Source organism: Anaerocaecibacter muris, from assembly GCF_943192945.1.
GTDB classification, from domain to species: Bacteria; Bacillota; Clostridia; order Christensenellales; family Pumilibacteraceae; genus Anaerocaecibacter; species Anaerocaecibacter muris.
In genome coordinates this window covers 74,653-91,568 of the sequence record NZ_CALPCE010000007.1, presented here as the reverse complement: position 1 = coordinate 91,568, position 16,916 = coordinate 74,653, and the positions used below count along the sequence as shown (strand labels likewise).

16 protein-coding genes and 1 tRNA gene are annotated in these 16,916 nt (G+C 50.9%); 4 read left to right on the top strand and 13 right to left on the bottom strand.

Annotated elements, in window-relative coordinates; translation table 11 throughout:
• Nucleotides 1-191: 191 nt before the first annotated feature.
• Entirely contained in the window at nt 192-584 is a 393-nt protein-coding gene (locus tag NFR57_RS07515) for a hypothetical protein (RefSeq protein ID WP_251183224.1), read from the top strand.
• A gap of 106 nt (nt 585-690) precedes the next feature.
• Here the strand turns inward: NFR57_RS07515 and NFR57_RS07510 are convergent, their stop codons facing one another.
• The 4 genes from NFR57_RS07510 to NFR57_RS07495 form a co-directional block, all read right to left on the bottom strand.
• Nucleotides 691-2,334, bottom strand: a complete 1,644-nt coding sequence (locus tag NFR57_RS07510; RefSeq protein ID WP_251183223.1) for an NCS2 family permease — start codon at nt 2,332-2,334, stop codon at nt 691-693.
• A 67-nt stretch (nt 2,335-2,401) separates the two neighbouring features.
• Entirely contained in the window at nt 2,402-2,974 is a 573-nt protein-coding gene (gene hpt, locus NFR57_RS07505; protein WP_251183222.1) for a hypoxanthine phosphoribosyltransferase, read from the bottom strand.
• A gap of 206 nt (nt 2,975-3,180) precedes the next feature.
• On the bottom strand, nt 3,181-3,558 hold the full coding sequence (locus NFR57_RS07500) for a PAS domain-containing protein (RefSeq protein ID WP_251183221.1): 378 nt from the start codon (nt 3,556-3,558) through the stop codon (nt 3,181-3,183).
• Nucleotides 3,559-3,631: 73 nt separating this feature from the next.
• The gene (locus tag NFR57_RS07495) at nt 3,632-4,441 is read right to left on the bottom strand and encodes a histidinol-phosphatase (RefSeq protein WP_251183220.1); all 810 of its coding nucleotides are present in this window, start codon (nt 4,439-4,441) and stop codon (nt 3,632-3,634) included.
• Between the two features lie 229 nt (nt 4,442-4,670).
• On the opposite strand from NFR57_RS07495, the gene NFR57_RS07490 reads away from it, so the two are divergent.
• Entirely contained in the window at nt 4,671-5,000 is a 330-nt protein-coding gene (locus tag NFR57_RS07490; protein WP_251183219.1) for a hypothetical protein, read from the top strand.
• A 524-nt stretch (nt 5,001-5,524) separates the two neighbouring features.
• Nucleotides 5,525-5,983, top strand: a complete 459-nt coding sequence (locus NFR57_RS07485) for a hypothetical protein (protein WP_251183218.1) — start codon at nt 5,525-5,527, stop codon at nt 5,981-5,983.
• A gap of 351 nt (nt 5,984-6,334) precedes the next feature.
• On the opposite strand, the gene NFR57_RS07480 is transcribed toward NFR57_RS07485, so the two are convergent.
• From NFR57_RS07480 to NFR57_RS07465, 4 genes are all read right to left on the bottom strand, one after another.
• Nucleotides 6,335-6,410: transfer RNA gene (locus NFR57_RS07480), tRNA-Thr, on the bottom strand.
• 217 nt (nt 6,411-6,627) lie between these two features.
• Nucleotides 6,628-7,215, bottom strand: coding sequence for a DJ-1/PfpI family protein (locus NFR57_RS07475; RefSeq protein ID WP_251183217.1), 588 nt, complete (start codon nt 7,213-7,215; stop codon nt 6,628-6,630).
• 38 nt (nt 7,216-7,253) lie between these two features.
• A complete protein-coding gene (locus NFR57_RS07470) occupies nt 7,254-8,027 on the bottom strand; it encodes an MBL fold metallo-hydrolase (RefSeq protein ID WP_251183216.1) in 774 nt (257 codons plus the stop codon).
• A 42-nt stretch (nt 8,028-8,069) separates the two neighbouring features.
• Complete coding sequence (locus tag NFR57_RS07465; RefSeq protein WP_251183215.1) at nt 8,070-8,969, bottom strand: helix-turn-helix transcriptional regulator; 900 nt, start codon at nt 8,967-8,969, stop codon at nt 8,070-8,072.
• 262 nt (nt 8,970-9,231) lie between these two features.
• Between NFR57_RS07465 and NFR57_RS07460 the strand changes: the two genes are divergently transcribed.
• Nucleotides 9,232-10,623, top strand: coding sequence for an MATE family efflux transporter (locus NFR57_RS07460; RefSeq protein ID WP_251183214.1), 1,392 nt, complete (start codon nt 9,232-9,234; stop codon nt 10,621-10,623).
• A 164-nt stretch (nt 10,624-10,787) separates the two neighbouring features.
• On the opposite strand, the gene dnaB is transcribed toward NFR57_RS07460, so the two are convergent.
• From dnaB to NFR57_RS07435, 5 genes are read right to left on the bottom strand one after another with little or no spacing between them, the layout of a single operon-like run.
• A complete protein-coding gene (dnaB, locus tag NFR57_RS07455) occupies nt 10,788-12,368 on the bottom strand; it encodes a replicative DNA helicase (RefSeq protein WP_251183213.1) in 1,581 nt (526 codons plus the stop codon).
• Nucleotides 12,369-12,384: 16 nt separating this feature from the next.
• Nucleotides 12,385-13,302: a hypothetical protein gene (locus NFR57_RS07450; protein ID WP_251183212.1), complete on the bottom strand. Its 918-nt coding sequence runs from the start codon at nt 13,300-13,302 to the stop codon at nt 12,385-12,387.
• Nucleotides 13,299-15,074 (bottom strand): oligoendopeptidase F, encoded by a 1,776-nt coding sequence (gene pepF / locus NFR57_RS07445; protein ID WP_251183211.1) that lies wholly within the window; start codon nt 15,072-15,074, stop codon nt 13,299-13,301. The genes NFR57_RS07450 and pepF overlap by 4 nt, the downstream gene beginning before the upstream one ends.
• Before the next feature lie 60 nt (nt 15,075-15,134).
• Entirely contained in the window at nt 15,135-16,487 is a 1,353-nt protein-coding gene (locus NFR57_RS07440) for a PFL family protein (protein WP_251183210.1), read from the bottom strand.
• Between the two features lie 54 nt (nt 16,488-16,541).
• The gene (locus tag NFR57_RS07435) at nt 16,542-16,811 is read right to left on the bottom strand and encodes an ACT domain-containing protein (protein ID WP_251183209.1); all 270 of its coding nucleotides are present in this window, start codon (nt 16,809-16,811) and stop codon (nt 16,542-16,544) included.
• Between the last annotated feature and the right edge of the window lie 105 nt (nt 16,812-16,916).

Sequence of the window (16,916 nt, the reverse complement as noted above, 5' to 3'; positions counted from 1 at the left end):
CCCGCTTTTTTATTTTTTACCTATTATAATATCGCTCGCCCTCCTCCGTCGCGCACTCGAACCTGTTTTGCAAACGAATTATTTATATGTCGCGGACAACCTACAAAAACTTACAAAATGACACAAAAAGCCCGATTTTTTCACATGCGCTTTATGTTGATTCTTGTCGCAAAACAGTTTAAAATAAAATTATGGAAAACATCATTAAAAACGAATACGCGGAACTTACCGCAGACAAATCCTTCCGCCTGACCGCCGAACGCCTTGTGTTTCGGTGCGGAATACACTCCAACCTAAAAGGTTACGACTGTCTTGCCGACGCCGTTATACTTTACGGCGCGGGCGCGTGCACGGGTTTTTGCGAAATATACCGCATTATCGGATTATTGCGCGGGCTGAAACCCAAATCTGTAATGCGCGAAATTTCTTACGCCATTTCGCAAACTCGCGATATTCATATCCAACTATCAAAGCTCACGGGCTTTATTGTTGACAAAAACGACGTACATAACGCGCTCGTTATCGCGTACCTCGGCAGGATATTCCGCTCGCCGGAACTCTCGCTGTATTCCGAATCCGTTTAAGCGTGCCCTATCGCCATTTTTCCGCCCAACGCAAAAGCGCCCGTCTTGCAGACAGGCGCCCTTGTCGAATATCAACCGAGCTTAATACTCGAAAGATGGGCTGTGATTAGTGGGTCAAGAAGAACATGAGGATAAACAGAACCGCGATAACTACGGTAACTACGTTTATCTTTTCCGTCTTTTCGGGGATAGTTTCGGCTTTCTTTTTGCTGCACAGATTGATCAATTCCACAAACAGTTTTATGAGCAACCACGAAATTATACCGAACGCAATGCCGTAAGAAATATTATAGGTAAACGGCATCATTGCAATGGTAAGGAACGCGGGAACGGCTTCCGCAACGTCCGTCCATTCGATTTCGCGCACACAGTTCATCATGAGCACACCGACATAAATGAGCGCAACGGAAGTAGCCGCGCTGGGTATCATTTCGGCAATGGGGCTCAAGAACATAGCTACCGCGAAGCAAGCGGCTGTGATAAGTGAAGCGAAACCCGTGCGCGCGCCTGCGGCGATACCGGACGACGATTCGACGAAAGTCGTAACGGTCGAAGTTCCGCAGATAGCGCCGGTCGTGGTGGCGATAGCGTCGCAAAGCATGGCTTTGTTCATGTTGGGGATACTGCCGTCTTTTTCGAGCATGTTGCCGCGCGCGCATGCGCCGTACAGCGTGCCCATGGTGTCGAACATATCGACCATGCAGAACGCAAGCGACGAAGTGATAATAACGAGCGCGAGCGAGCCGCCGCTGTGCGTGGCAAGATACTGGTCGAAATTAAAGCCGTCCGTAAACACTTTTCCGACGGACTGCGTACCCCAATCTTTGAACGCGTCGATAGGATTGGAGAACGTAAAGCTGTCGATTACTTTTTTGCAAGCGTCGTCGCCGTAGCCGTAACCGATAGCCATGAAAATCCAATAGAGCGCCGCCGAGCCGAGTATCGCCCAAAGCACTGCGCCTTTGACGCCCTTTTTGGAAAGAACCGCAACCGCAATCAAGCCTAATACGACGACTATCAACGGCATAACCGATCCGTAAGTAGCGTCGGCAAGGAAGTTGAAAGAAGCGAGCTTGACAAGCGTCGCGCCGTCGGCGACGACAAGCCCTGCGTTTTGAAGTCCGATAAAGGCAATAAACAAGCCTATACCTGCGGGGATAGCAACGCGGACAACTTTGGGAATTGCATTAAACAAAACTTTGCGAAGTCCCGTGACGGTAAGGAGAATAAACACAACGCCGTCGATTAAGACGAGAACCAATGCGTTAGCATACGAAAGACCGAAGCCCACGCAAATCGTAAATACAAAGAACGCGTTAAGCCCCATGCCGCTCGCCTGCGCCATAGGCAGTCTTGCGAGCAACGACATAAGCATAGTGCCGACTATCGCCGACAATGCGGTCGCAATATAGATAGCGCCGTAGCTTACGCCGAGCACGTTCGCGCCGGTTCCGAACGGATCCGCGAACATACCCGCATTGACCATGAGAATGTAAACCATTGCCATGAACGTAACGAGTCCGCCGACGATTTCCGCGCGGAAAGTCGTTTTCGCTTTGCGAATACCGAAAAACTTATCGAGTTTTCCCGCAAAGCCCTTGTACGGCTTTTCTTCGACCGCCGTGCCGTCTGCTTGGGGCGGGGCGACCGTTTCCGTTTCGACCGCTTGTCCCGTCGCGTCGGCATTGACGTCGGGTTGTTGAACGCTCTGTTCGGGCGTTTCAACAGTCTGCTTGTCTTCTGCTTCCATAAACACTCCTTATGTGTTTTTATTTAACCGAACGTGTCGGTTATTACCCACAAAAATATAACGCGGTTTACTTTTCGTAAATCTCGCGTTTAAGTATGCCCACATACGGCAGAGTGCGATACTGCTGCGCATAGTCCAATCCGTATCCTACTATAAATTCGTCGCCTATTTCAAAGCACGCATAGTCCGCTTTTATATCTATCTTGCGCCGCGACGGTTTGTCGAACAGCGCGACCACGGTAAACGATTTCGCGCCCCTGCCGACCAAAAGATCGCGCATGCGTTGGAGCGTATAGCCCGAGTCCACAATGTCCTCGACGAGTATAACATCCCTATCCTTGACGGACGCCGCAAGGTCCATAACAATCTTTGGCATGCCCGAAGTTTCCGACGACGAGCCGTAAGACGATACGGTCATGAAGTCGATTTGCACGGGCGTCTGCATTGCGCGAACAAGGTCGCAAAAGAACATGACGCTTCCTTTAAGCACGCTCACCGCGAGCGGCTTTTTGTCCGCGAAACGTTCGTCCAGCCATGCCGCAGCCGCTTTCACCTTTTCTTGTATCTGTTCTTCGGTAAGAACGACGCTCTGCAAATCCTTATTCATGGTAGCTCCGTAAGTAAAATTAAAAACTACCACGATTATATCACACCTAAAATCATTATGCAATTATTTGACGATAATTTGACGATATTTGTCGAAAAATATTGCAGGTTTTCACAGCAAAACACGCCGCCGTCCGCACCGTGTAACGGTTATGACAACGACGTGAGAAATAAATTTCAAAACAAATAAAATATTACTCTGCCGCGATAATAATTTAACCGCGCAGACCGCAAAATCAGTCAGTCGCTTAAATCGTATAACGGCGACAAATCACGATCGCGATACTCATGTTTTTCGTAATAGCCGATAAGATTTCCGTCGCCGTCGCGCAATGCGACCATATACACGTCCTTATTGCGCTTTTCGCTATAAAAAGTATGTACTTTGTTATGCGACTTGTCCGCCGCAAACCACTCCGCAACCTTGCGTATCATTTCCCGCGAGTGAGCACCGTGACAGTCGAGAACGGACTTACCTATCAACCCCGCCCCGCCCTGTCGCGCGTAATTTTTTATCGCCGCAGGGTTCATATAAATTATGTTGTGCGAAAGATCGCAAATTATAATCTGCGCGTCGTCCGAATCCGCTATGCTTTTAAAATAATCGTAAAGCTCCATAATTCCCTCGATTTTTAGTCTGTTTGACGTAGCAAAATGCCGCCGCGCCAAAATTTTGCGGTTTATAGACCGATTACCGATCGCGACCGCGCAAACGCAATTCGTTGACGACGTTTAATTTTTTGTCGAGCGCAAACGCGTAAAGGTCGCGCATATAGCTGTCGCAAAGTTCGTTGGGCGCATGGCAGTCTGACGAAACGACAACGGGCGCGTCATACTTTTGACAAAGCGAAATAAGCAAGTCCGTCGGGTAAATGAATCTGTGATTGCGAATACCGTTGGCGTTGAGTTCGATAGGCACGCCGCACTCGGCGGCAACCTTGACAAACGAATCGAACGCGTCGGCTATGAAGGGCGTGACCGGCTGATGCTGGTAGAATATTAAGTCGGGGTGCGCGACCATAGCGAAAAATCCGGACCTGACGCCGAGCTCGATACTGTTGAAATACGCGACTACAATATCCTCGTTTGTGCCGTCGCAAAACGAATCGCGAATAGCGCCGTCGTAATAAAATCTGTGTTGACCGAGAACAAGATAATCGAGCTTGCTCAATAGATTTTCGTAAAATTCCGCTTGATCGTCAAAATATTCGATTTCGACTGCGGAAAGTATGCGAATACGATCGCCGTACTTTGCCCTCGCCGCGTCGAACTGCGACAAATAATCGGACTCCATGCCCGCAGGCATATTATAATATCCGCCGTAAGGACAATTACAGTGATCGGAAATCCCGATTGTTTCCAAACCGCACGCAACAGCCTCCTTGACGTAATCGCTAACCGTACCGACGGCATGCCCGCACAGATAATTGTGCGAGTGAAAATTGCTCTTAATCCGCACGCCCTTTGTTGCAAAGGAACGGGCGTCGTAATCCTTAATCATGTTTGCTCCCTCCGCATCGGAATAAGCCTCGCAGTTATTGCGAGCGATATTGATTATAAACCTTTTCAACTTTAAAATCAACATTAGTATGGAATATGTTTACTGGTAAATTTGATCAAGCACCTATTACATTCCCCTGCCGTCTTTACATAGGGCGTTCGCCTTTCTAATTCTTCCTTGCCTATCGAAGAATTATTTTTGCGTGCCGTTTTATATCGAGGAGGAAATTATGATTGTCAAGTCCAATGAAACAAGATTGTTATTTTACAAAGCCGAACTCACTCTCAAACTTTGGGGCGTACCCCTTCATTTAGACGGCTTTTCTTTTATCGCAGAAGCCGCCGTCTTAAAATGTTTATTTAACTATCGTAAAAGCAATATCATTTATTCCCGTATTGCGTCCTCGCGAGGTATTACTTCCAAAACAGTTTCCAATTCTATTGCTTATGCGTTAGGCAAAAACCGAGAACACATTTGTTCCGTTCTCCGTTTAGGGCTTAACAACCTTTACGCTTCGAGAGTTATTTCTTTGCTCGCTCTCCATATTAGCGGGGATTAGTAATAGATACTACGCCCCAATACCCAATTTAAAAGCCCCCTTGGTGATCAAGAGGGCTTTTGCATTGGAGCTGTTACCGGGATTCGAACCCGGGACCTCCACCTTACCAACGTGCCGTCATATACACAAAAACCACAATATATTGTGATTGTTCTATTTAATTAACATTATATATGGTATGTATTCAAATTTCGTGTGCCAATGCGTGTGCCACTACGACAGAATTAGGCAGAATAATATAGTTTTAAGACGACTCATACGTTTCTATATCTGCCTCTAATTTAATTTTAACACCTTCATAACAATACTTATCAAATTTTTGAGATATATCTGACATTCTTCCTACGCTCTATGCTAAATGGACAGCGCAAACTTATACGATTGCAATAGAATATAGTTTTTGGCAGACGCAAGCTGATTGTGAAGTATTTTTACCGGTATCAGAGAAATATGTTGTTCCTTGGGATCAATCATTCACTTATACAGCACCTGAAACTATTAAGCCAAGTAAATACGATGGCACTTTGCAATTTGCTTCGTATAATGGTATTAAGTCATCAATTGGAATTGGAAATCAAATCAACAAAAACTATTACACTGTTAACGCCCGTGAAATTACAATTCATAAAACCAGTGATTTTATTGGAAAAACTATATACACAAGTGCGTGGAGTCCTGTGACATATGGACATTTGTGTTATTATGTAAACGGAATGCTTTCTATGCCTGGCGGAATTTCGGGATTGTTCAATATCTTTGACGTGGATTCAGAAACTCTCACAATCAATCATGAAGCGTATTTAGCCGATATCGAAGAGTATGGATTATTTACTTACGAAGAATTTAACAATCTCTTCCCCGTGTCAATAGAAATTTTTGATGCTTTTCAAGCTAAATATTTCAAAGTTGCTATCGGTAAAGGACTACTTAGTTACGAGAAAATCGAATACCTTCTTAATCGATATGCAGAGTTCTTATCTTAGAATAAATTAAGTCTCTAACAAGTGGGTGGTTGGATAAACCGCCCACTTTTTTATTTCAAAATGTTCATCTATCCTATTGGAAAGGACGTGTGCCAAAAGCAAGTTTATGTGCCACGCGTGTGCCACGAGGGCAGAATTTGGCACATTTAGAACGATTTAGACCGCCTTTCGGCGGTTGCTTTTTTTATTCGATTTGATACAATACTATAAAAAACACTTAAAAATGCCCTTTGGCACATAATGGCACATTTTTATGTTCGGTGGCACACGAAATCCAAAAACGAAAATTCATAAAAACTTACTAAATATGGGGTAAAATAAAGAAAAAACCACCGTATTTGGTGGTTTCTTTGGAGCTGTTAGCGGGACTTGAACCCGCGACCTCGTCCTTACCAAGGACGTGCTCTACCTGCTGAGCCATAACAGCATAACCCTTTTTAGGGGGTTAAATATTAAGTTGTGCTATAACTGCATTCTGTGTAGCACTCGTCCTTACCAAGGTGGTGCTCTACCGACTGAGCCATAACAGCATGATTTTGTTTTTGTTTGCAAAGCCGATTAAAAAAGTATCGGGCTTTGTCAAACCCGATACATTATACTATATTGCCGCTGTCTTGTCAATCTTTTTTTAGTAAAATTTGTTTTTATGCCGAGGCAAAAAAACCGCGCTTATAAAATGTGTACCACGTTTCGATCTGTTTTTCGTTTATGCCCAATTCCAAACACAATTCGCGCGCAAACTCCAACGCCGCCGTGCCGTTCGCTGTGATTATACCTTTGTCGCGCACCGCTTGTTCGGCTACAAACCCTTGCGGATTTTTGTACCCGTCGCCTGCCTCGTTCAATTCGCTCGCGCCGTTGCCCGTATGCTTGACGTTATTTAGTACGCCCATGCCCGCCAAAAATCTACACGCGTCGCAAATCGCGCCCAACGGCTTGCCCTTTTCAAGACATTGTTTTACAAGCGGCATTACTTTTTCCGCGTCGCCTCCCCGCCACGACAAGCCGCCTATCAATACGACAGCGGCGTATTTCGTCGGCACATTCTCCAAATCGCAATCGGGCAAACACCGAAGCCCGCACATCGACTGTTTAATATTCGTATCGGTCGAAACTACGATATTGCGGTACTTGTCCTCGCCGAGGTACGCGACGGCTCCCGCCGCAAACGCATACTCCCAGTCCGCCCATTTATCCAAAATCACGTACAAAATATTCTGTTTGTCGCTCATTTCACTTCACCTATGTTTACTCCTTTATCGATAATAAATTACAATTGTATTGCCCAATCGCCATAGTCGAACGTTCCGCTCCCGTGCTTTAACAAACCCGCTTTATCGAGGTCGGTCAATGCGTCGCGCATACGCAAAATTATTTCCGACTGTATATCGAGCGTATGGTGCGCGGGGAAAACTCTTTTGCAATTCAGCTCCGATACTTTTCGCAACGACTGCAAATATGCTTGCGGATCGGTGGACGGATAATAAGCGAACAGCGTATCTTTATACACCAAATCGCCCGTAAACAAATACCCTCGGTCGCGCTCCCAAAAACACATATGCCCCGGCGAGTGTCCTGCCGTGTGCACCGCTTCCACCGCCCGCCCGCCGAGGTCGATAACCTCGCCGCCACGCAAGACTTTTGTCGGCGTTCCGCTGAACAACTCGTACTTCGCAACGTCGAAATCATTTGGCGCGTCGCACCTATCCATGACCATATCGCGCACAACGTTTATCGGCAACGGGAACTTGCCGTTGATCCAATCGAGTTCCGATTCGTGCACATAGAAATCGGGGAAATACCTATGCCCGCCGATATGATCCCAGTGCGCGTGCGTCGCTATCGCCGTGACGGGTTTGTCGGTAAGGCTTGCCACGACCTCGGCAATATTGCGTATGCCCAAACCCGTATCTATAAGCAACGCGCGCGCCTTGCCTATCAGCAAATAGCAGTGCGTTTCTTCCCAATGCCGATATTCGCTTATTATGTAGGTGTCGTCGTCTATCCTATCGACGGCGAACCAATCTTTATCGTAACCGTTCATACTCAAAACTCCTTTATATTCTACCGTCGCGGCGCGACAGCGTCATGTCACTTTTGAAAAATTTTCAAGCAGAATTTTGCACTTGCAAGTTATTTCGTCGCGCAAACCTTTGGGCGACAAGTCCAATAACGCGTCGCCGAACGACATTAAATATCCGCTTATATAATCGTTGTACGGCATGCTTGTTCGCACGGTCAAACTCCCGTCGGCGTTCTCGGTTATTTCGATTGCATCGAACTCGTCGAACACTCTGTACGCAACGCCGCGCGCGAACGTCGCGCAAATATCTACGGCTTGCCAATCGCTTTGCGCAATATCTATCGGCGGCGGACTGTATTCGCGCGGATCGAAAGTTTGCGGCAACACCGTCACTTCGGACATGCGGCTTATTTTAAACGTCCTATACGCGCCGCGCAACAAGCAATACGCCTGCACGTACCACGCCTTGCTCTTGTACACAAGTTTCAGCGGATACGCACTGCGCCACACACGCCCGCCGCTCGATCCGACGTACTCGAATCGGATTGCGCGCCCGTTCGTTACGGCATGTTTGAGCGCGGCGAATTTGTCGCTGTCGAACTTTGCGCCCCAGCCCGAAAAATCGACGTCTATCCAATCGGCGTCCGTTCTCGAAAACACCGCCGCGAGTTTTTGCGCGGACTGCCTGTCCGTTCCGAACTGCGCAAACATCTTTATCCCGCAAGCTATCTGCTCCCGCTCGCTCTCGGACAGCGCGGTTTTATCCAGCACGTACCCGTCGAGCACGGACACGCCGCCGCCGTTGCCCGACGCTGTGCAAACGGGCACACCCGCGAGCGACAGCGTTTCGAGGTCGCGCAGAATAGTGCGCTTGGACACTCCGAACCGCTCCGCAAGCTCGCACGTCGTCGTCTTGCCGTTTAATAAACAATGCACTATGCCGAACAGTCTGTCCGTTCTCATAAATCACCCGCCTGCGTTTTCCGTAATATTATAGCATACAAACACGACACAATATTGTCATGTTTGAAATTTTACCGCAAAAATTTTCGGGCGCGTCGGATTTTATGACCCTGAAAAGTTTTTGACATTTTGAGCGGCATTTGATATAATACGAAAAAACCGCGCGGCATGTTTTCCGCGCACGCAGTTTTCAGGTAGCTTTTACTCACACCTAACGGTCGAAAAAGACTCCGCTTTAAATAACGGGAGGCTTTTATTTTTTATGGAACAAACCAATGCGGAACTCGGCGAAGGCAAGCTGTTTAAGCTGATGATTAAGTTTTCGGTGCCGTGCGTGCTGTCCTTGCTCGTATCCGCGCTGTACAACATTGTCGATCAGATATTTATAGGACACAGCGTCGCAGGCGATCTCGGCAACGCCGCGACGGGCGTGGTTTTTCCCGTATTTATAATTGCGCAGGCGTTTGCGTGGTGGCTGGGCGACGGGTGCGCCGCGTTCCTTAATATTTGTCAGGGCAAGAACGAAGCCGACGGCGCGCACCGCGCAATGGGCACGGGCATAATTTTTACAGTAATTGTCGGCGCGGGCATGCTTGCGGTGTTTTATCCGATAAAGCGTCCGCTCCTGTATTTTTTCGGCGCGTCCGAAAACACTATCGATCTTGCCGTCGAATACTTCGATATAGTGCTCGGGTTTATGCCCGTGTTTATGGCTATGAACATGATAAACGGGATTATACGCGCGGACGGCAGTCCCGCATGGGCGATGTCGTCTTTGCTCGTCGGCGCGATTGCAAACATTATTCTCGACGCGGTGTTTATATTCGCGCTCGGCATGGGCATGGCGGGCGCGGCGTGGGCAACCGTTATCGGTCAAACCCTGTCGCTTGCGATTAGCGCATTTTACATGGCGCGCAAAACCAAAACTTTCGACTTCGGCATTGACAGTTTTAAGCCCGACATGCGCAAGTTCGGCGAAGCGGTAAAGCTCGGACTGTCGTCGTTAGCCACACAGTTGACCATTGTCGCGATTGCCGTAGTGTGTAACGTTATGCTCAAAAAGTACGGCGGGCAATCGGCTTACGGCGAGGATATTCCGCTCGCGGTTATCGCGATAGAGAACAAGGTTTTTACGGTGGTTATCAATCTGACCGTCGGCATTGCGCTCGGCTGTCAACCTATTATAAGCTATAACGTCGGCGCAAAAAATTACGCGCGCGTCAAAAAGCTATTTCTTTATATTCTGCTGTGCACCGTCGCGATAGGGCTGGTCGCAACGCTGTTGTTCGAGCTTGCGCCGCTCGCCGTTGTCGGCATATTCGGCGCGCCCAAATACTCCGATCCGGTACTGTACAAAGACTTTGCCGTCAAGACGTTCCGCATATTCCTGATGTTTGTCACGTTTACTTGCTCGGTAAAAATGACGTCGCTGTTTTTCCAAGCGGCGGGCAAGCCCGCCCGCGCCGTCGTCGCCTCGGTCTTGCGCGACGTTTTGTTTTTTATCCCGCTCGCCGTGACGTTGCCGCTTTCCATGGGCATAGACGGCGTGCTGTGGGCAGCCCCCATTGCCGACGGCATTGCCATTATTATCGCCGCCGTGATAACGGTTACTTACTTTAAGTCGATTAAGGCTGATAGCTCGGTGGATAGATAGATAATCATTGCCGATTTACTATGCGGCGGTTCGCCTTGATTTCTCGACAGGCTCGAAATGATGGGCGGTATAAGCATTTCTTTTCTGTATTTAGCCGCACAATATAAAATTAAGGCTTGCGATTTGTCGCAAGCCTTCCTTAACTATTCACTTTTAACTATTCATTATATTAGTCCGCTGTCCTCTGCGTCCATGCCGCCCGACAAATCGTCGCCGTCGAAGTTGCCGTCGTCGTCTGTCGGCGCGCCGTACATATCCTGCGGCGGCGGCGCGGACTCCTCGAATCCGCTGTCGCGTCCCGAATAGTATGCGGGCGGAGTGAGCTCGCCCTTGTAGTCGGGGTCTTTAAACGTGACGGTCGGCGAGTTCCAAATGAGTTTGATGTTGCCCGTTTCGCCGTTGCGGTGTTTGGCGACGTTCAAGTACACTTCGGACGCGGCGGGCTTGGAATACGCGCCGCTCGCACCGTTGTCGCCCGCGGGTGCGTCCTTGCGGTCGATAAACAAGACAATATCCGCGTCCTGCTCGATTGCGCCCGAATCGCGCAAGTCGGACAGTTTGGATTCCTTATCCGCGCCCTTGCGCTGTTCGATGCTTCTCGACATCTGCGAAAGCAACAGTATAGGCACGTCCAGTTCCTTTGCCGCGAGCTTGATTGCGCGCGTGATTTCCGCGACCTCGCGAACGAAGTTGTCGGTGCGCTTACCGCTTTGCATGAGCTGTAAGTAGTCTATCATTATAAAGTCCAGTCCCGTCGAGTGTTTGAGCGCGCGGCACTTGGACAGAATTTCGGCGGGCGTTATGTTGCCCGATTCGTCGATATACAAACTCGCTTGGGTAAGCTCGTCGCGCGCGGCGTACAGCCTTTCCCACTCAGTTTCGGTGACTATTGCGCGATTGGCGCGCGACATGTCGTAATCGCCGACCGAACACAGTATGCGCTTGGCGAGCTGAACGGCGCTCATTTCCAGCGAGAACACCGCGACGGCGTAATGCTTGCCGTTGTCGGGGCGTTTGCGACGCGCGGCGTTGACCGCGCAGTTCATGGCAAAGCTGGTCTTACCCTGACCGGGGCGCGCGGCAAGTATTATCAAATCGCTTTTTTGAAACCCGCCGCCCAACATCATATCGAGCTTGGGGAAGCCCGTCGGCACGCCGCGGAAAACGGTGTCCATAGTCGATCTGTCTTTTAGGTCCTGCATGACGGTCTTGACAAATCCCGACAAAATTTCGGGCTTGCCGCGGCGATTGCTTTCCGCCAAACCGTACAGCGCGGCTTCCGCGCGCGCGAGCGCGTTATCTTCCGGATCGAGCGCATACGCCTCGTCCGCCATGCGCTTGGCAATTTCTATAATGGAACGCAGGCGCGAGTGTTTTTTGACAATATCGAAGTAATACTCGGAGTTGGCGACCGACGGCACGGCGGCGATCACGCCCGATAGATATTCCACGCCGCCGCTGATTTCCAGCGTGCCGCTTTTTTCGAGCTCGCCCACGACAGTGACAAGGTCGATAGGGCGCGCGGAATTGAACAGCGCGTTGAGCGCATCGAATATGCTTTTATGCGCGGGCGTATAAAAATCGTCCGCGGTGAGCTGGGGCATGTACTTGGTTGCGGTCGGTCCGTCAATCAGCATGCCGCCTATCAACGCGGTTTCCGCTTCGTAACTGTTGGGCGTTTCGCGCGCAACGACGTGCGGGTGATTTTTTATAAACTCTTCGCGTTCGTCTTTCTTGGTGGGCATATCGGCTCCTTTTCGGTCAGTAAAGATTGCTCGGCAGATTGTTGTCGTAATCCCTGTACTCCTCGGGATTGTACGGGAAGCGGTCGAGCAACGTAGTTTTTGTTTTTTTGGCGCGCGTGATTATTAGGAATACGGCAAGCGTGACCGCGCCCGCGCCGAGCGCCGTAAGATACCAGCCGTAAGGCACGGGTCGGCGATACTCGAAGTCAACCGTTGTTTGCGCGTCGTCGAAGTACCGCGAAAACACGTATTCCGAATTTTTGCCGTCCGTCCGCGCGACCGTGCCCGATGATTCCATGCGCTTCGACCCTACGCGCGAGTAGTTAAGCAACAGCCCGTCGGGGTCGACGTCTTTGAGATACGGAAACGCGTCGCGCACCGACGGGAACACCGTTACAAGCTCGTTATATTCGTCGCGCGCAACCACGCCGTTCTTAATGCGTTCGAGCATGGTCGAGGACTGCAACGGCTCAATCGCCTCGTAAGCCTTGCGCACGCCGTTGAACGGATTGGGCGCGGTGACGAAGTACGTTCTTACGAACGGGTTTTCGGTATAATCGGTGACGAACACAACCTCCTGCCCGTACCTGTACAAATCGGACTCGCCCATTAACGGCTTGCGGTAGCGCACCGAGTATTGCGTTTTGGAAAGTTCCGCGCCGACAAGTTCGTAGCCGAACCCCGTAAACAGTTCGTAAAAATAGCGTTGCACGGTGTACGGCTTGCCGTCGCCGTCGGCGGTGGCGGAATCGTCCATGCTCGCCGCAACGTCTGCGTCGATACGCAGTTCGTACTCGTTGTAGCGCACGCCGTTTTCGGTGTAGTCGTAAAACGTAAGGCTCGCGCCGCAACCCGTAAGCGCAACGGCGACGACGCAAACGGCAATAAGCGCGGCAATGCGCTTTATTCCTTTGAGCCGCGCTATAAAACTCATTTGCAAAGCTCTTCCAGTTCGTCGAGCGCGGCGTTGAAAAACGCGAACGCGTCGTCGTAAGGCTTGACGGTTGCGAGATCGACCTGCGCGTCGCACAGTATGTCGTAAGGCAGTTTGTGTCCGCCCGCCTTTAAGAACTTGTTTTTGTAAACGTTGACGTATTCGGGATTTTTAAGGATATTCTGCGCAATGCTCGTCGCGGCGGTCATGCCCGTCGAGTATTTGTAGACATAGAACGCATTGTAGAAGTGCGGTATGCGCGACCACTCGTAAGCTATCTTGTCGTCCGACACGACGTCCGCGCCGTAATACTTTTTATTGAGTTCGAGGTACATGCCCGAAAGATTATCGACGGTGAGCGGCTTGCCCTCCAAGTCCATTTTGTGCGCGTTGTACTCGAACTCGGCGAACATGGCTTGACGGAACAGCGTCGTGCGGAAGCGGTTGAGCCGCAAGCTCAACAGGTACTTTTTGATATTAACGTCCTTGACGTTTTTCATAAGATATTCGTCGAGCAACGTTTCGTTGCAAATGGACGCGACCTCGGCGACGAAAATCTGATAATTCCACTTGGAGAACGGCTGACCGTTCTGCGAATAGTAGGAGTGCAGGCAATGCCCCAGCTCGTGCGCGAGCGTGAATATGTCCTCGGTCGTCGGCGTGTAATTGAGCAGGACGTAAGGGTGCGCGGAATACGCCGACCAGCTGTATGCGCCGCCGCGCTTGCCGGCGGACGGCATTACGTCTATCCAACCCTCGGTCATAGCGCGCTTTAACAGTCCGACATACTCGTCGCCCATGGGCGCGAGCGCGGTGAGCACGGTTTGACACGCCTCTTCGTAAGGCAGTTTCATTTCGGCGTTTTCGATAACGGGCACATACAAATCGTACATGTGCTGTTCCTTTAAGCCGAGCAACTTTTTGCGCAACGCAATGTATCTGTGCAACGGCGCGAAGTTCTTATTGACCGCGTCGATAAGGTTGGTATACACCGACGACGGCACGCCGTCGCCGAACATGGACATTTCCAGCCCGTCTTTATAGCCGCGAGCGCGCGCGACAAAGTTGTCGCCCTTGACGCTGCCCGCATAGTTGGCGGCAAGCGTGTTGATGTGCGCGATATATCCGTCGTAAAGATTGTTAAACGCCGACTTGCGCACTTCGCGGTTCTCGTCGCCTAAAAGCTCGCCGTAAGAACTGTTGTTCAGCTCGATTTTTTTGCCGCCTTTGACGACCGGCTCGAACTTCATATCGGCGTCGAACAGCATGTGCGCGACGTTGGTCGTCGTGCGAAGCGCGTCCGAACTCATGGCGAGGAGCGCCTCCTCCCTGTCCGAAAGAATATGCGCTTTTCTGCGCAACACCTCTTTGAGCGAAAAATCGTATTCGGCAAAATCGGGGTCGGCGATATATGCGTCGAGCGTCGCTTTGTCGAGCGCGGAAAGTTCGCTGTCTATAAACGCGACCGTTTCGCCGCACCGCGCCGCAAGCCCGTCTGTACGCATGGCAAGGCTCATAGCCTCGCCGTTCTTCGCGTCCTCGTCCTTATACATGTGCGACCAAATATAAATAAGTTCCAGCTTGCGCTCTACCTCGCCGTCCAGCTTGAAAAATTCGAGCGCGGCGGCGCGATCGCCGAGCTTGCCTTTGTACGAAGCGAGCGCGGGCAACGCGGTTTCCACGTCCTTGAACAGTTTTTCAAACTCGTCCGCGCTCTTGACCATGTCGGACAAGTTCCACTTATACTTTTTGTCAACTTCGTTTCTTGTCATAAAACACCTCTTTGATTTTATTGTATTGCGATCGTCGGTTAAAATTCCGCCGTATGTAATTCAGTTCTTGTTGGCGTGTATGGGCGGAGGAATAACGCCGCCGCGATTGACGAACACGTCGGGCGCGCCGCCGTTTACCGCCATGACGGGCGCAGTGCCGAACAGCCCGCCGAAGTTCACTTCGTCGCCGACCGTCTTGCCGTAAACGGGTATCACGCGCACGGCGGTGGTCTTGTTGTTTATCATGCCGATAGCGCACTCGTCGGCTATCATTGCCGACAACTGCGCCGCAGTCGTGTCGCCCGCAACGGCTATCATGTCCAAGCCGACCGAGCACACCGCCGTCATTGCTTCCAGCTTTTCCAAATTGAGCGCGCCGCTCCGCGCCGCCTCTATCATACCCGCGTCCTCTGACACGGGAATAAACGCGCCCGACAAACCGCCCACTCGGCTCGCCGCCATGACCCCTCCCTTTTTGACCGCGTCGTTGAGTAGAGCAAGACACGCCGTCGTGCCGCACGAACCGACCGTGGACAACCCGATACTTTCGAGTATGCGCGCGACCGAATCGCCGATTGCGGGCGTGGGCGCGAGCGACAGATCGACAATGCCCGCGGCAAGCCCCAGCTCCCGCGCCGCTTCCGTGCCGATAAGCGCGCCCAGCCGCGTTATCTTAAACGCGGTGCGCTTTATAAGCTCGCAAATCTGCGTGATGTCGTAATCGGGGTGTTTTTTAATTTCGTACTCGACAACTCCCGGACCGGACACGCCGACGTTAATGGCGCACTCGCCCTCGGACAGTCCCGTAAACGCGCCCGCCATAAACGGATTATCGTCCACGGCGTTGCAAAACACGACGAGCTTGCCGCACCCGAACGAATTGATTTCGCGCGTGCGATACGCAAGGTCTTTAATTATTTTACCGAGCTTGCCGACCGCGTCCATATTTATGCCGGTCTTGCTCGACGCGACGTTGACCGACGAACACACAATATCCGTTTCGGACAACGCCTGCGGAATAGTGTCCAGAAATTCGTTTTCGCGCGCAGTCGCGCCCTTTTGCACGAGCGCGGAATAACCGCCGACAAAGTCCACGCCGAGGTTTTTGCCCGCGCGGTCGAGCGCGTGCGCAAGCCCGATAAAATCCCCGCTCGCAGAACCGATAACCGACACGGGCGTAACGGCAATGCGCTTATTGACAATCTTAACGCCGTACCGCGCCGCGAGGCTGTCGCACACGGGCACAAGCCGAGCGCACACGCGCATAATCTTGTCGTAAACCTTGGCGGCGCACTTTTTGCCGTCGCCGTCGATACAGTCCAAAAGCGACAGCGACGCAGTGACCGTCCGCACGTCGAGGTGCCTGTTATCGAGCATGTCTATAGTTTCGAGTATTTCGTTTTCGGTAAACATAAAATCCTTTATAAACGCATAGCGTGAAAAACGCGTCGCACACGTCGCGCCGGGCTATACCCTGTGCATGGCGTTAAACAAATCTTCGTGCTGAACGTGCACGGTTACGCCCAAACTATCCGCGGCTTTTTGCAAATCCTCGCCCAGCTTGTCCAGCGGCACGGACGAATTTTGCACATCGACGAGCATGATCATGACAAAATTATTTTGCATGATCGTCTGCGATATGTCCTCGATATTTATATCGCGCTCGGCGAGCGCGCCCGCGACGGCGGCGATAATCCCCGTCCTGTCTTTTCCTATAACCGATACGACTGCTTTCATGTCCCGATTATAGCACAAGTCCGACCTTTTTGCAAGCGTTTGGAAAAAGAGAGTAGTGTTATGCTACCCCTCTTTGCGGCGGTTCGCCTTGATTCCTCGACAAGC

Bases quoted from the DNA above. Each gene is read 5' to 3' on its own strand.
- NFR57_RS07500 (WP_251183221.1), bottom strand. From the start codon at position 3,558: ATGGAGCTTTACGATTATTTTAAAAGCATAGCGGATTCGGACGACGCG.
- NFR57_RS07435 (WP_251183209.1), bottom strand. From the start codon at position 16,811: ATGAAAGCAGTCGTATCGGTTATAGGAAAAGACAGGACGGGGATTATC.
- NFR57_RS07470 (WP_251183216.1), bottom strand. From the start codon at position 8,027: ATGAACGGTTACGATAAAGATTGGTTCGCCGTCGATAGGATAGACGAC.
- NFR57_RS07465 (WP_251183215.1), bottom strand. From the start codon at position 8,969: ATGAGAACGGACAGACTGTTCGGCATAGTGCATTGTTTATTAAACGGC.
- NFR57_RS07450 (WP_251183212.1), bottom strand. From the start codon at position 13,302: ATGAGTTTTATAGCGCGGCTCAAAGGAATAAAGCGCATTGCCGCGCTT.
- NFR57_RS07510 (WP_251183223.1), bottom strand. From the start codon at position 2,334: ATGGAAGCAGAAGACAAGCAGACTGTTGAAACGCCCGAACAGAGCGTT.
- NFR57_RS07495 (WP_251183220.1), bottom strand. From the start codon at position 4,441: ATGATTAAGGATTACGACGCCCGTTCCTTTGCAACAAAGGGCGTGCGG.
- NFR57_RS07490 (WP_251183219.1), top strand. From the start codon at position 4,671: ATGATTGTCAAGTCCAATGAAACAAGATTGTTATTTTACAAAGCCGAA.
- NFR57_RS07460 (WP_251183214.1), top strand. From the start codon at position 9,232: ATGGAACAAACCAATGCGGAACTCGGCGAAGGCAAGCTGTTTAAGCTG.
- NFR57_RS07475 (WP_251183217.1), bottom strand. From the start codon at position 7,215: ATGAGCGACAAACAGAATATTTTGTACGTGATTTTGGATAAATGGGCG.
- NFR57_RS07440 (WP_251183210.1), bottom strand. From the start codon at position 16,487: ATGTTTACCGAAAACGAAATACTCGAAACTATAGACATGCTCGATAAC.
- NFR57_RS07515 (WP_251183224.1), top strand. From the start codon at position 192: ATGGAAAACATCATTAAAAACGAATACGCGGAACTTACCGCAGACAAA.
- dnaB (WP_251183213.1), bottom strand. From the start codon at position 12,368: ATGCCCACCAAGAAAGACGAACGCGAAGAGTTTATAAAAAATCACCCG.
- pepF (WP_251183211.1), bottom strand. From the start codon at position 15,074: ATGACAAGAAACGAAGTTGACAAAAAGTATAAGTGGAACTTGTCCGAC.